The organism is Larkinella arboricola (assembly GCF_003259745.1).
GTDB classification, from domain to species: domain Bacteria; phylum Bacteroidota; class Bacteroidia; order Cytophagales; family Spirosomataceae; genus Larkinella; species Larkinella arboricola.
This window is the reverse complement of sequence record NZ_QLMC01000004.1, coordinates 740264-752711: the sequence shown is the minus strand read 5'-3', so window position 1 is coordinate 752711 and position 12448 is coordinate 740264. Positions and strand designations below refer to the sequence as shown.

The following is a 12448-nucleotide window of genomic DNA, read 5'->3' as shown; positions in this document are numbered from 1 at the left end:
ATCAAATGGTAGATATAATAGAAGGTTGTATTTCAGCAGATTTGTACTTTTTATATACGTTGCTTGCAGAACACAAAAATAGATTTTTTTACGTAATTCCGACGGTCCGGACCCTGTTTTGTATCAACCGGTCTGAAACACGCGGCTAGTAGGCTGGTATTTTGCCTATTACGCTCTTAAGCCGTTGATTTGCCAGACGCAGGAAAAGGATTTCCATTGGATTTTCAGAAGGACTTGAGACTGTCGATTTAAAGTTGTAAATTATTACGAGGATCACTTTAAAATCGCCGTTGCGCGAAACTTGTCCATGACGTCAGAAATTGGAGAAAACCAAGTAAACGATATTTCCCAACTGATTGCACAAACGGTTCGTGACTTTGCCCTCCGCCAGATTCAGCCGTTTGTTCGGGAATGGGATGAGGCTCAACACTTCCCGATAGAGCTAATGCGGCAGTTGGGCGAGCTGGGGGTGCTGGGCGTTCTGGTCCCGGAAGAATACGGCGGGGCCGGACTGGGCTACCGTGCGTACGTTAGTGTCATTGTCGAATTGGCTAAAATCGACGGCGCTATCGGCTTGTCGGTAGCAGCCCATAACTCCCTGTGCACCAACCACATTCTAAAATTCGGTACTCCTGAGCAGAAACAACGGTATTTGCCCCGATTAGCCACTGGCGAGTGGATTGGCGCCTGGGGACTGACCGAACCTAATACCGGCTCCGACGCGGGCAATATGCGAACCATCGCCGTCCGGGATGGCGACGAGTGGGTACTGAATGGGGCCAAGAATTTTATCACCCACGGCAAAAGCGGGCAGGTGGCCGTGGTCATCGCCCGAACCGGCGAACCCAATACACCCCACAACGCCACGGCTTTTGTGGTTGAGCGCGGTACACCCGGTTTTTCGGGCGGTCGGAAAGAAGACAAACTCGGTATGCGGGCATCGGAAACCGCTGAAATGCTTTTTGAGGATTGCCGCATTCCGGATAATCAGCGGTTGGGCGACGTGGGCGACGGCTTTGTTCAGGCCATGAAAATTCTGGACGGTGGCCGGATTTCAATTGCCGCCCTGAGCCTGGGAATTGCGCAGGGAGCCTACGAACACGCGCTAAAGTACGCTCAGGAACGCCAGCAATTCGGTCAGTCAATTGCCCGGTTTCAGGCCATCGCCTTCAAACTCGCCGATATGGCCACGAGCATTGAAGCCGCCCGACTACTCACCTATCAGGCTGCGGATCTGAACGATGCGGGCAAACCCGTCACAAAAGAATCGGCTATGGCTAAGCTGTACGCATCGGAAGTGGCCGTTAAAACCGCCGACGAAGCCGTCCAGATTTTTGGCGGGTACGGATACACGAAAGACTATCCAGTCGAGAAGTTTTACCGCGACGCCAAGCTCTGCACCATCGGCGAAGGAACCAGCGAAATCCAGCGGGTGGTGATTTCGCGGTTGCTGCTTTCCTGCTAAGAGAAAAGGCGGGGAAACCCCGCCTTTCTGTCTTTCCACAATTAAACCTAAAATTAGCTGATTACTTTTTACTTAAGCTCCAGTACTGTATAAAGTCGCCGTTCCGGTTTTGGCCATTGCCATGCTGGCTTATTTTCTCCTCTACCGGGCCGCTGACTTTACACAGGCAAGATTACCCCGGCAGATTAAACCGGTATTAATTCCGATTTAAAAATTCGTTAAAGCATACAAACGGTTTTTGCTCAGTGATTCTTTATCCATCTACCCCGGCGACCTTTCATTTATGCTTTTTTCTGTCTATCATCACATTACTTGGGGTATCTCATTAGTTATCCGAGATTTACCGCATCGAATTTAACTTAACCTTTCAAGTCTCATGGGATACGTATTTCTTACGCTCGCTTTTCTGGCGCTGGTTGTGGTGTTTGCTACGGTCAAGGTCGTTCCTCAGCAAACGGCTTACGTCGTGGAGCGGCTCGGCAAATTCTTCGCTGTGCTGCAACCGGGCGTCAACTTCATTATTCCGTTTTTCGACCGCGTTGCCTATAAACACAGCCTGAAAGAAACCGCCCTGGACATTCCGGAGCAGATCTGTATCACGCGTGACAACGTACAGGTGCGCGTCGATGGCGTTATTTTTATCCAGATCATCGACCCCATGAAAGCCTCTTACGGTATTTCGGATTATAAATTTGCCGTCAGCCAGTTGTCGCAGACTACCATGCGGAGCGAGATGGGCAAAATTGAACTGGATAAAACCTTCGAGGAACGCACCACGATCAACCAGGCGGTGGTCCACTCGATCGACGAAGCCGCCATTGGCTGGGGTGTCAAGGTGTTGCGTTATGAAATCAAGAACATTACGCCCCCCCAAACCGTTCTGAATGCGATGGAGAAACAGATGCAGGCCGAACGCGAAAAGCGGGCCGTCATCCTGGAATCCGAGGGGCAGAAGCAATCAGCCATCAATATTGCCGAAGGCCAGAAGCAGAAAGTCGTGCTGGAATCCGAGGGGATTCGGTTGCGGCAGATCAACGAAGCCTCCGGTCAGGCGGAAGCCATCAAATCCATTGCCGACGCGACCGCCGAAAGCATCCGCAAAATTGCCGTGGCGATTCAGGAAGATGGCGGGATGAATGCCGTTCAGCTGCGCGTGGCCGAGCAGGTGGTCAGTCAATTCGGGAATCTGGCCCGCACCAACAATACGCTGATTCTGCCCGCTAACTTCGGCGATCTGTCGTCCATCATTTCCACGGCGATGACGGTGGTGAAGCAGCAGGAGAAAACCGTTTAACTTTTCCCGATTCACCGACCCTGACGCGAGCGTAAAGGCCAATAACTTGAGTACGGAATACCGAAAGCCATTAACCGTCTACCGTTATGACATCATCACAAATCTGGGCCGTGCTGGGCCTCCTGTTTCTGACCGCTGAGCTGGTCAGTATTTCGTTTGTCTTCGCCTTTCTAAGCGTGGGGGCCTTAGTGACGGCCCTGCTGACCGGGCTGGGCCTGACGTCCGACGTCAGCGGTCAACTGCTTTGCTTTTCGGTTGTGACGATCATCACCCTGGTTGCCGGTCGGAAACCGCTCCGGCGCTGGTTTGAGTCGCGGACCAAAAAGCAGGAATACACCGAATACGTGGGTGACCGGGCGAAGGTTATCCTGACCATCCCGGCCCACGGTGAGGGCCGGATTTTTTACCGGGGCACCGAATGGATTGCCGTTTCGGAAACCGAAGAATCGATTCTGGCCGGAAAGCAGGTGGTCATCAAGCGGATGGACGGTATTCGGGCGGTGGTCAATCTGGTTTCTATTGAAAGTGTCTTGTAATCGTCCGCAGCCTAATTTACCGAAATAAAAAACCGGCTTCCAGGGCCGGTTTTTTTATTCTAACGGTATTAGAGGTTACTTAATCGCTTCGGCAATCGGGTTACCGATGTTTCCGCTGGGCTCCAGGATGTGCAGGAGCGCCGAAACCGTAGAAGCAATGTCGGCAATGTGCGTCCGGCGGGTTGTTTCGCCGGGTTTGATGCCCCAGCCGTAGAACAGCAGCGGTACGTGCGTATCGTAGTTAAAAAGCGTACCGTGCGAGGTACCGCCTTTCTGGTAGCCTTCCAGCCAGCCGGGCTGGATAACAATGTACAAATCGCCACTCCGTTTGGGATGGTACACGTTGCGCAACAGGGGCAGCCAGTACTCCGGCACCGAGTTACCGTTGATATCGTGCAGGTTAAGCACGTCCTGAACACCCGGTATTTTCAGCAGCGCAAACCGCACCGCTTCGGCAGCATCGGCTACTTTGATTTTTTTCTCCCGCAACAGGTCGTGGTTCAGGTAGATCTGTCCATTGGCGTCTCCGGAAATCCATTTGCCCGGTCCAAAAGCATCGGTCAGGGCTTTTTCGGTAGCCGCGCCCACTTTCTTCCCGTCCAGAAAACCACCCGGCAGGTTGAGGCTCATCGAATAAGCCGGATTGTCGGCGGCTCCGTGGTCAGCCGAAAGAAACGTGAAATAATTTCCCTTGCCTACCTGCGCATCCAGCGCCGTCAGCAATTCGGCAATCACTTTGTCCAGCCGCAGGTACTCATCCTGGGCCTCCACCGACGACGGGCTGAAGCGGTGGCCAATGGCATCGGGTGAGGAGAAACTCACGCACAGAAAATCGGTTTCGGTACCTTTCCCCATGTTCTCGCCTTTCAGGGCGGCCAGGGCCATTTCCTTCGTCAGAACATCGCCGAAGGGGCTGGTCCGCAGGGCTTCGTATTTACTGCCCAGCGAGGCCACCGCCTGGTGCGGAAACACGGCTTTCTGCTCCCCGGCCAGCGGGTTTTCAAAGGGCGTATCATCGGCTGTACTTTCGATGTATTGATCCAGCGGCAAGATGGTTTCCCAGGCTTGTGTCAGGTATTTATCCGACAGCTTACGGGCATTAAATTCCTTGGCCCACTGCGGCTGCTCTTTCATGTAGAACGAACTGGTAATCCAGCTACCGTCTTTCGAATCAAACCAGTAAGCCGCATTGGCAGCATGACCTGCGGGCAGAATAGCGCCCCGGTCTTTCATGGCAACCCCAATAACTTTGGAACGGCCCTGGGTAGCCGTTTTTAACTGATCGGTCACGGTGGTAACCAGCAGATTGCGCGGTGACATTTTACCCGCCGACGTTGGTGTTCCGCTTGCCGTAACCGCTGAAACCGTGGAATCTTCCACGCAATACATATCGCGATCCAGACGCCGGTCGTACCAGTCGTTGCCCACAATACCGGAAATGGCGGGCGCAGAACCCGTGTAAACGTGGGTGTGGCCGGGCGCTGTGATGGTAGCTGCGTAATGATAATGATTGTTGCGGGCGTTAAAACCGTCGCGCATCATCCGCTTGAAACCCCCTTCGCTGTATTTGTTGTAATACCGGTACAAATAATCGTACCGCATCTGGTCAACGATAATACCAACAACTAGTTTCGGACGGCTCAGGGAAGAGGAAGCAGGGGCTGCTTTCTTGACGGTCGGCTGTCCAAAGGACAGGGCGGGTGCCAACAGGAATGCCGCAAAATAGAGTAATTTCATGCTATTAGAATGGAACTGTTAAAAATCGGTCGGGTTACACTCCCAAAAGTAATGAACATTTCTGGTACACGTGTCGTTAGCCGTTAAATGAATTCATAAATGACGCCATCTGCCATTTCGTTTAAACCGGCCCAAATCGGCAACCGGGGCCTGATTGCGGCCACCGTCATTCTGCTTAGCTGGCTGGGAATGCTGATTTTTCTGCTCAATTTCCCGATTGACTGGAAAAATCCGCTGGTTTATATCTTTGTGCTGATTCAGACGCACCTGTACACGGGCGTTTTCATTACGGCCCACGACGCGATTCACGGTGTGGTTGCTCCGCACAACAAACGGCTCAACTACTGGATTGGCTTTCTCTGCACCACGCTGTTCGCGTTTAATAACTACAACCGGCTCAGCCGCAAACACCACCTGCACCACAAGCATTCGGCCACCGGCGACGACCCGGATTTTCACGACGGAAACCCCAACTTTTTGGCCTGGTATTACAGCTTCCTGAAAGAATACATTTCGGTGATCCAGATTGTGCTGATGGGCGTTACGTATAATATCCTGAAAATCTGGTTTCCGATGGAGAATCTGATTCTGTTCTGGATGGTCCCGGCCATTCTGAGCACATTCCAGCTATTTTATTTCGGAACCTATCTCCCCCATCGCGGTGAGCACCACAATCCGCCCCACAACGCCCGCAGCCAGAAACTAAACCACGTGACGGCTTTCCTGAGCTGTTACTTCTTCGGCTACCATGCCGAACACCACACCTGGCCTTACCTGCCCTGGTGGAAACTCCCCGAAGCGCGGGAACTGGAGTTAAGAGTTAAGAATTAAGAGTGATGAGTTACAATGCGTCAGCCAACTCTTCACTCCTAACTTATCACTCTTAATTCTTAACTCACTTGCTTCGTTCGATGGTGTATTGAACCAGTTGTTCGAGAGACGTGCGGTAAGCGGATTCGGGCAGCGTAAAGAGCAGGGCTTTGGCTTCGTCGACGTAGCGGGTCATGACCGTGGTGGCGTATTGAATACCGCCGGATTTTTTCACAAAGTCGATCACTTCCGCGACCCGTTTGGGGTTCTCGCTTTCGTTTTTGACAATGTTAATCATCCGCCGTTTTTCGGTCCAGCCCGCGTGGTTGAGCGCGTAAATCAAGGGCAGCGTCATTTTCTTTTCCTTGATGTCGATACCGAGCGGTTTACCAACCTCCACCTCGCCGTAATCAAACAGATCGTCTTTGATCTGAAAGGCTATGCCTACTTTTTCGCCAAACATCCGGGCGGTTTCGATGATGTCCTGCGAAGCATCTACCGACCGCGCTCCCACGGCGCAGCAGGCCGATATCAGCGATGCGGTTTTCTGGCGGATAATTTCGTAGTAAACGTCTTCGGTAATGTCGAGCCGACGGGCTTTTTCAATTTGTAGCAATTCGCCCTCGCTGATTTCGCGCACGGCGGTGGAGACGATTTTCAGCAGGTCGTATTCGTTGTTATCGACCGAAAGCAGCAATCCGCGCGACAGCAGGTAGTCGCCCACCAGGACGGCGATTTTGTTTTTCCAGAGGGCATTGATGGAAAAAAAGCTCCGGCGGTAATTGGAGTCATCGACCACATCGTCGTGTACCAGCGTAGCCGTGTGCAGCAGTTCGATCAAAGCCGCCCCCCGATGGGTTGATTCTGTGATGGTTCCGCACACGCCCGCCGTCAGAAAAACAAACATTGGCCGGAGCTGCTTGCCTTTCCGGCGCACAATATAGTTCATGATCTGATCGAGCAACATAACTTCGCTTTTCATGAACTGCCGGAATTTGTGCTCAAATGTCTCCATTTCGGCAGCAATCGGCGCTTGTATGTCCCGGATCGATAGTGGCATCAGTGCAGCTAGTCCGTCAGCTTGGACGGACCGTATTCAGGGCGCAAGTATACCACCGAAACGTGAACATCAGGACAAAACTTCAAAAAATTATGGGTGAGGATGTATGAACGCTGCCCGGAAAGGTGTTATTTGAGCCCTGTATTCATCATTTATCTCTAGAAAAGTTCCATGCGTGCACTGGTATTAGGGGGCGGCTCCCTGAAGGGCGCATTTCAGGCAGGAGCCATTCAGGCCATTCTGGAAGCCGGTTTTGAACCCGAAGCGATTTACGGTATCTCGGTTGGCAGCCTGAATGCCGTTTTTCTGGCGCACGAAGCCGGAAAGCAATTCGCAGAACACGGTGCCATTGACTGGCCTAAAGCCGGGCGGCAACTGATCGAATTCTGGATTCGGAACATTACCAAACCCGAAGATGTCGCCGAAATCCGGTCGCGGATTATGATGGGCTACAACACACTCATGAGCCGTTTCGACGGCTTGCTGGACAACACCCCGCTCCAAACGCTGATCCGGACCCACATCAAACTCCCCATCCTCATCAACAGCCCCGTCAAACTGAAAGTGGGTGCCGTTGATATTATTAAGGGCGACCTGGTATATGCTACCAACGAAGACGAATGCATTCTGGATTACGTCATTGCCAGCAGTTCGCTGCCGTTTCTGATGCCCGCCGTCTGCATCGGTGGCGATCGCCAGAAAATGTTTCTGGATGGCGGTTTGCGGGAAGTGGCTCCGTTGCGGGAAGCCATCGACGATGGAGCCGACGAACTGGTCTGTGTAGCCTGTCACGCCAAGCGGATCTTCACCGAAAAATTCAATTACCGCAGCCTGCTGAACCTCGTCGAACGGGTGAAGGATATTACCGTTAACCAGATCGTCAACAACGACATCGCCTGGGCCGAACGCTGGATTGAGCGGGAGAAACTCCGGGGCAACGACATGCGCCTGACGCTTATCCGCCCCCACGAGCCGCTGTACCTGAACCTGATGAAATTCTCCTCCGACGACATTGGGCGACTGATTGTTCAGGGCTACCAGCACGCGACGGAAGTCCTGCGGGCCGAGGGAGTCGGGCGAAAAGTATAATGTCATAGACTGGCCAGCCTTTCCGGCCAGTCTCCCAAAAGTGTAAACCGACTACTTTTTAAACAACGTGTTGACCTCCACGGGCCGGTCCGTTGTCAGAATATCCGCGCCGGTTTTGACAATCTTACGGTATTCGTCGGCCACCTCGGCAATCGGTTTATCGTCCAGATTTCCCGTACCGTACGTGCCCGCTGTGCAGGGAATACCGTCTCGATGAAGCCGTTCGTAAAAACCGCTTTCCTGACGCGAAGCCAGCGCAATCAGGTGATGCAACGAAAGACCGGCTTTGCGGAGCGTTTCGCCATGATCGGCTTGATTAAAACCCACTGCCACCCACACATCCGGATACTGTTTCCGCAACCGGATCGCGTCGGCCGTCGAGTAGCAGATGATAAACACACTGTGCTGCGCCTTGCGGTCGGTAATGGCTTTCATCACCTTTTGCAGATCAACATCCGGTTTGGCATCAATCGCCATGACGACCTTTCCGGCACCCCATTGCAACACTTCATCAAACAGCGGAATGCGCTGGCGGGTGGGCTGACCGCGTAAATCGCGCAGAAAAACCGTTTGCAACTCCGCCCACGACATGGCTTTCAGCGAGCCTTTGCCCGTCGTTGCCCGGTCGATTCCGTCATCGTGCAGCAACACCAGTACACTGTCCCGCGTCATCCGAACATCCATTTCGATGATGGCGTCCGGTACCTGCTGGTAGGTGTGCCGAAACGTCTCCAGACTATTCTCCGTTTCCGTTGCTTCCGGACCGCCCCGGTGCGCCAGAATCAGCGGCTGGGGTCGATTGGGCCGGTAAGCCAGTACTTTTTCCAGATCCCTAGCCGTCGAAAACTTCGACCGCTGCTGAGCAAGCAGGTTTACGCTGTTCAGCAGGAACAAACTCCAAACAAGGTATTTTTTCATATGCTGCAAAAAAATACCCCGCCGAAAGCTTTCGGCGGGGCAGGAATACTAGTTTTCACCATTAGTTAAAAATATACCGGATACCAAGCTGTGCCTGATACACCGCATTCAGGTTCTGAGCGGGCACAAAGGAGTCTTTGAGCAGCCCCACCTGACCATTAACGGTCTGGGTAGCCAGCCGGTACGTCGGCACGCCCGTGGTGGTATTAACCGCCACCGTCAGCGGGCTGGACGTGGATGTGCTCGTAGACGCCGTCAGGGCATTGCCCAGGCCCCAGCCGTTGTTCAGCAGGTTGGCGAAGTTCAGAATGTCGGCGCGGAGCTGGATGGTGTTGCGTTTGCCTTTGTTGCCAACGGCTACGTAAAACTCCTGCACTACCGAAAGATCGAACCGGGTCAGCCAGGGGTATTGGCCCCCGTTCCGTTCTGCATACTGGCCACGACGGGTTTTCAGGTACTTGTTGCTCTCGATATACGATTCAAACGCGGCCGCCTGCTGCTCCGGTGAGTACGTTACGGCGCTGGCACCGGTTCCAACGGTCAGCGGAGTAAACGTCAGTTCAGAAGCATTACGGGGCACATACATCAGGTCATTCGAGTTTTGACCATCGAAGTTCACATCCTGGTTGTAAACATACGAGATTTTGCTTCCGCTGTTTCCGAGCAGACCCAGCGTAATGGCCGTTGAACCGCCAAACTTACCGCCGTAATTCAACCGGTATGTAGCGTAACCAATGACGCGGTGCCGCATATCCTGATCAGAATACGAAGTGGTCAGGTAGTTTTGACCCAGCACGGTCGGCACGTTACCGATTACCGTACTACCCACGACCGCCAGATCACGGGCCTGTCCGTAGGTATACGCCAGCGAGAAGCCCAGACCGCGAACCGCCGGTTTCTCCAGTTTCGCCGTAACGATATACGAGCTTCCCTTGTTGGTATTCCGCAGCACGAAAGCGTTAGCGATTTGCGGATTGTAATACCGGGCCGCCGTAGCCGCCGAACCGGTTAACCCGAAAGCCGGGAACAGCGGGCGATCATCCGGTCCACTCAGGGTTTTGCCTCCCTGCGGTGCGCGCAGGTTTGCATCGATATACCGCAGCGCCTGAATGTTTTTGTTATACACAAATTCCAGCGTCCCGATCAGCCCCCAGGGCAACCGTTGGTCAACGGCAATGTTGGTTTTCCAGATTTGCGGGTATTTCAGGTTCTGATCCGATGCGTTGATTACGTAAGGGGCCAGTTTAGAGATGTCAACCCGTGTTGGATCAGGCCGGATGGCGGCTGGCAGCTTGCTGGGGTCCGTTACGAACGGAACCGCCGTGGTGTCGGTCAGGTTGATTACCGCCGTGTTCACCCCGTTGTTACCCAACTGGTTGGACACCAGCACTTCCGGGATACGGGATACGAAAACACCGGTACCACCCCGAACTTGCGTTGTTTTGTCACCTTTGACATCCCAGTTAAAACCGATCCGGGGCGACAGCAGCAAACGCGGTTTGGGGAACGTACCAGTTGTAATTTTGTAATCCTCGCCCTTTTCGTTTTTGAACGTCAAACCAGCCACGATCGGGTTATTGAAGTCTTCGGCGGTGCTGTTGTTGTAATTGAAGACATCAAACCGCAGACCCGCCGTTAGCTTGAAGTTCGGCGTTGCCTGGTATTCGTCCTGCACGTAGGCACTGTACAAACTCCGTTTCAGCGTTTGCAGCGGTTCGCCACCACCCGGAATCAACGAATAGCGCAGGTTGTAACGGGCTACCCGTACCGGTGAAACCGGGTTGTTCGGGTCGTTGATAGAAGCCAAAGCGGCCTGTTTGAAATCTTCGATGGAGTTATAAACATACACCCCGTTCGACGACGGGAAGAACACGTTGTTCGACGTATAATGCTCATACACCAGCCCCGCCGTGAACGTATGTTTGCCCAGGAAGAAGTTGAAGTTGTTCGTAATATTGAACGTCGAATAGTTCAGCTTGTTATTCGGCGTAAATGGGTCAAAACCGATCGACGTATAGGTGCTTCCGCCTTTCAGAATATCGATGCTCGGGAAAAGATCGGTTTTGTAGGCCCGGTCTTCCAGTTGTTTGTTGTACGTAACAATCAGGTTGTTGGCAAACTTTCCGCCGAAGTTCGAGGTCAATTCTGCCGCCAGCGAACGGGTATTGTCCGCAATGTTGTAACCCGAATTCTCCGGTGAAAGGGCAAACTGGCTGTTGGTCCGGTTGCCGTTTCCGGCCGTGTTACTACTGTTGCTGTTGCTGATGATCTGGTCGGAATCCGAGTTGTGGTGCGAATACCGTACCGACAGTTTGTGCTGATCGTTGATGTTGTAGTCCAGACGGATCAACCCTTTGATGCTGTTCACTTCGTTGTTAAAACCGTCCAGTGCGCCCAGGCTGCGACCGAAGTTGGTCTGCATAAACGAAGCGAGGTCCTGCATGTCGGCCAGCGTCACGCGCGAAACCTGACCACTGCTGCCCTGACCCCGGTCGAGGCCCCAGAGCAAAGCTGGTGTGCTGCTCTTGAACATCTCGCCATTAACGAAGAAAAACAGTTTGTTTTTAATGATGGGGCCGCCCAGCCGGAAACCGTATGTTTTCTCGTTGATGTTTGGTTTGGGCATAATTTCTGTGCCATCCGCTTTTTTACCCACCAGGCTGTTGTTCCGGAAGAGGTGATATACCGAGCCCGAGAATTCGTTTGTACCCGAACGGGTAACGGCGTTGATACCGGCCCCGGTGAAACCCGACTGCCGAACGTCAAACGGTGCTACGTTTACCTGAAGCTGGTCGATGGCATCGAGCGACACCGCCGTTGTTCCGGTCCGGCCACCGGCCAGCGCCGAGCTACCCAAACCGAAACCGTTGTTGAACACCGAACCGTCGATGGTGAAGTTGTTGAAACGCGGGTCCTGACCGGCAAACGACTGACCATTCCCGTACGGATTGTACTTGGTTACGTCCGTCAGCGTCCGGCCAATGGTTGGAATGCTGTTGATGGTTTCCCGCCCGAACGAAGCAGCCGCCCCGGTCCGGTCCGAGCTAAAGATATCGCTGCGGTTGCCCGACACCACGATTTCCGACAGTTGCGTACTTTCGTCCACCATGGCAAAATCTACGTTGGCGGCCGTACCCAGGCTGGCTTCAATGCCGCTTTTCACCTGCTCCTTAAAACCGACAAACGTTGCAGTGACGGTATAGGGCCCGCCCACCCGAATGTTGGGAAATGTATACCGTCCTTCGTTATTGGTAACGGTTCCGTACCGCGTTCCGGACGGCGTGTGTACGGCAATAACGGTTGCCCCGGGGAGGCCATCGCCTTTTTGGTCACTTACCTGCCCCGCCATGGAGGAGGATGTCACCTGAGCCTGTACACTCCCCCCGCTAAACACGGTCATCGCCAGACCCAGCAGTAAGGCAAAGAGGGGTAAAAACTGTAAACGTTTGTTCATGAAAATTTTTGGTTGAAATTGGTTAATTGAGAAAAAAAATAAACCCGGTCCTTCAGGAAGGACCGGGTTATGATCAGGTATGATA

9 protein-coding genes are annotated in these 12448 nt (G+C 53.2%); 5 read left to right on the top strand and 4 right to left on the bottom strand.

The features are described from left to right. Window positions 1–307 precede the first annotated feature (307 nt). From LX87_RS18790 to LX87_RS18780, 3 genes are all read left to right on the top strand, one after another. On the top strand, window positions 308–1465 hold the full coding sequence (locus tag LX87_RS18790) for an acyl-CoA dehydrogenase (RefSeq protein WP_111629792.1): 1158 nt from the start codon (window positions 308–310) through the stop codon (window positions 1463–1465). Between the two features lie 376 nt (window positions 1466–1841). Then, window positions 1842–2759, top strand: coding sequence for an SPFH domain-containing protein (locus tag LX87_RS18785; RefSeq protein ID WP_111629791.1), 918 nt, complete (start codon window positions 1842–1844; stop codon window positions 2757–2759). An 86-nt stretch (window positions 2760–2845) separates the two neighbouring features. Beyond that, window positions 2846–3295, top strand: coding sequence for an NfeD family protein (locus LX87_RS18780; protein WP_111629790.1), 450 nt, complete (start codon window positions 2846–2848; stop codon window positions 3293–3295). A 75-nt stretch (window positions 3296–3370) separates the two neighbouring features. Here the strand turns inward: LX87_RS18780 and pafA are convergent, their stop codons facing one another. After that, window positions 3371–5032 carry an alkaline phosphatase PafA gene (pafA, locus tag LX87_RS18775; protein ID WP_111629789.1) on the bottom strand — a complete coding sequence of 554 codons (1662 nt, stop codon included), beginning with the start codon at window positions 5030–5032 and terminating at the stop codon, window positions 3371–3373. 99 nt (window positions 5033–5131) lie between these two features. On the opposite strand from pafA, the gene LX87_RS18770 reads away from it, so the two are divergent. Further along, window positions 5132–5863 carry a fatty acid desaturase gene (locus LX87_RS18770; RefSeq protein WP_111629788.1) on the top strand — a complete coding sequence of 244 codons (732 nt, stop codon included), beginning with the start codon at window positions 5132–5134 and terminating at the stop codon, window positions 5861–5863. A 64-nt stretch (window positions 5864–5927) separates the two neighbouring features. Here LX87_RS18770 and LX87_RS18765 read toward each other — a convergent pair whose 3' ends face one another. Then, a complete protein-coding gene (locus tag LX87_RS18765) occupies window positions 5928–6902 on the bottom strand; it encodes a polyprenyl synthetase family protein (protein ID WP_111629787.1) in 975 nt (324 codons plus the stop codon). A 171-nt stretch (window positions 6903–7073) separates the two neighbouring features. On the opposite strand from LX87_RS18765, the gene LX87_RS18760 reads away from it, so the two are divergent. Next, window positions 7074–7991, top strand: coding sequence for a patatin-like phospholipase family protein (locus LX87_RS18760; protein ID WP_111629786.1), 918 nt, complete (start codon window positions 7074–7076; stop codon window positions 7989–7991). 51 nt (window positions 7992–8042) lie between these two features. On the opposite strand, the gene LX87_RS18755 is transcribed toward LX87_RS18760, so the two are convergent. Then, complete coding sequence (locus tag LX87_RS18755) at window positions 8043–8909, bottom strand: glycerophosphodiester phosphodiesterase family protein (protein ID WP_111629785.1); 867 nt, start codon at window positions 8907–8909, stop codon at window positions 8043–8045. A gap of 61 nt (window positions 8910–8970) precedes the next feature. Further along, window positions 8971–12363, bottom strand: coding sequence for a TonB-dependent receptor (locus LX87_RS18750; RefSeq protein WP_111629784.1), 3393 nt, complete (start codon window positions 12361–12363; stop codon window positions 8971–8973). Window positions 12364–12448: the final 85 nt, after the last annotated feature.

What these genes read in the sequence shown, in the direction of transcription:
- LX87_RS18780 (WP_111629790.1), top strand. Translation starts at nt 2,846, where the DNA reads ATGACATCATCACAAATCTGGGCCGTGCTGGGCCTCCTGTTTCTGACC.
- LX87_RS18785 (WP_111629791.1), top strand. Translation starts at nt 1,842, where the DNA reads ATGGGATACGTATTTCTTACGCTCGCTTTTCTGGCGCTGGTTGTGGTG.
- LX87_RS18750 (WP_111629784.1), bottom strand. Translation starts at nt 12,363, where the DNA reads ATGAACAAACGTTTACAGTTTTTACCCCTCTTTGCCTTACTGCTGGGT.
- LX87_RS18770 (WP_111629788.1), top strand. Translation starts at nt 5,132, where the DNA reads ATGACGCCATCTGCCATTTCGTTTAAACCGGCCCAAATCGGCAACCGG.
- LX87_RS18755 (WP_111629785.1), bottom strand. Translation starts at nt 8,909, where the DNA reads ATGAAAAAATACCTTGTTTGGAGTTTGTTCCTGCTGAACAGCGTAAAC.
- pafA (WP_111629789.1), bottom strand. Translation starts at nt 5,032, where the DNA reads ATGAAATTACTCTATTTTGCGGCATTCCTGTTGGCACCCGCCCTGTCC.
- LX87_RS18790 (WP_111629792.1), top strand. Translation starts at nt 308, where the DNA reads ATGACGTCAGAAATTGGAGAAAACCAAGTAAACGATATTTCCCAACTG.
- LX87_RS18765 (WP_111629787.1), bottom strand. Translation starts at nt 6,902, where the DNA reads ATGCCACTATCGATCCGGGACATACAAGCGCCGATTGCTGCCGAAATG.
- LX87_RS18760 (WP_111629786.1), top strand. Translation starts at nt 7,074, where the DNA reads ATGCGTGCACTGGTATTAGGGGGCGGCTCCCTGAAGGGCGCATTTCAG.